This window comes from Candidatus Eisenbacteria bacterium, assembly GCA_016867495.1.
Lineage (GTDB): Bacteria > Eisenbacteria > RBG-16-71-46 > CAIMUX01 > VGJL01 > VGJL01.
Map to the genome: position 1 here is coordinate 1 of VGJL01000348.1, position 1,779 is coordinate 1,779.

General features: G+C 67.0%; 1 protein-coding gene. It reads right to left on the reverse strand.

Features of this window, described 5'->3' with window-relative positions; genetic code table 11:
- A partial coding sequence (locus tag FJY88_14165) for a hypothetical protein (GenBank protein MBM3288472.1) occupies nucleotides 1–1,596 on the reverse strand: 1,596 nt, incomplete at its 3' end.
- Nucleotides 1,597–1,779: the final 183 nt, after the last annotated feature.

Genomic DNA, 1,779 nt, shown 5'->3' on the forward strand with positions numbered 1-1,779 from the left:
CGAATCGAAGAGAGAGGCGGCCCGCTGGCCGTGCTTCAGGGACAGGTTGGCGCGGGCCTTCCACATCGCGCCCATCAGGATCTCTCCGAGGCAATGGACCTGGCCGGCGCACTCCGTCCCGGGATACTGGCGCAGGTTCTCGCCTGTGCGAAGGAAACCGCCCCCCGCATAGAATCCCTCGCCGACTTCCGGATCGCCGTTGATCGACATCGCGTCGATATCCGAGAAGGCCTCTCCCATGCCCGAGGCCGCCGGTGGGGCGAGGGGCGCGTAGATCCGCTGGGTGATCCCGTGGCCGTACTCGTGGTAGATGACGTCCGAGATCCTCCCCGCATTGTTGCATCCGCCCCCCTCCCGGTAGAAGTGAAGCGCTGCCCCGTCCCAGTAGGCGTTGCATGTGTTCTGAACATTGACATTCGCCGGGACGATCTGATCCATCCCGGTGAAGGTCGGATCGATCCGCTTGATCCAGTCGTGAGCCACGTTCATGTGATGGTAGGCGTCTCTCTCGGCCGCGTGGGAGTTCGCGTCCTCGAAAGAGAAGTCGAACGACTCGCCCGCGACTCCGGTCAGGGCGATTCGCGCATCGGGACCGTTCCGGTTCTCGATATCGCACCAGCGCCCGCGGAGCTCGGCCACAACTTCGATCGGCCCCCCGTCCGGGACCTCGATCGTGAAACTTCCCTCGACGCCCGTGTGCCCCGTGTGGCTCCCTCCCGCGACAATCGTCCCGTCGCGCATCGGATGCCTGACATAGGGATCTCCGACGGTCTTCTCCTCGACATCCTGCGTCGAGGAACCCCGGATCTGGGCGTAGCTGCGCTCGCTCTCCCTCCAGAGAACCTCGCCGTCGGAAGCGTCGACGTAGGCGCGCCAGACGCACTCGGGGGCGCCCGTCTCGAGGCGCACCTCCCAAGCGAGATGATGGCCGATCGACCCGGCGCGATGGAGCGGCAAGATGACGAGCCTCGATTCCCCGAGGGGCTGATCCGTCGCTTCCCAGGGAATCCCGTCATGGGCGAAACGCCAAGCAAGGCCTCCATCGATCGCGGGAACCGGATCGATGGCGACATCCGGGTAGAGATTCGATCCGACGAGAACGACCGCCCCGTTCCGGAGGGCGATGTCGAGCCGGCCTCCGACGACCTCGAGCCCTCCGACGAACTGCCCGAAGATGATGTAGGTTCGCCCCTCTCCGAGATCGACGCTGTCGAGAAGACGGAGCTCCTCCGGCCTCGCATGTAGCAAACCCGACTTGCCCCTGATGAAGGCCTCGCACGCGGCGACAAGAGCCTCGCGCGAATGGCCGGCGGCCTTCAGGGGGATACCCGGTCCCGCCATGCAGGCGGGCGCGCGAAGGCGCGGGTCCCACTGCAGAAGGCGCCAACCCGCTCCTTCTGCGGCGCGGAAGGCGTCAAGGCCGGGCAGGAGCAGAGCCGCCTCGCGGTCGGTCGCCGGGATCGAGAGGACCGGCGAGCGCTGCTCGAGCGGAAGCCGCACCTCGTAGGCGTGCAGATCCGGCTCCACGACGGCGAGGACAGGCCCGGCCGCGAGGGCCAGCAAGGCGCCCGCCGCAAACGCAACCAATGCCGCCATCGGACCGGCTCCGGCTCCTACCTCGCCCCGGATCCGGAGCCGAGGCTCTTGAGTATTTCCTCGACCTCCGCCGCGAGGAGCGAGTCGCGGCCGATCTCCCCCTTGAAGAGGGTGAGGACGCGCCGGGCATCGGCGAGCCTCCGCGTCCCCATGTAGAGCATGGCGAGATCCATGTAGGATCGA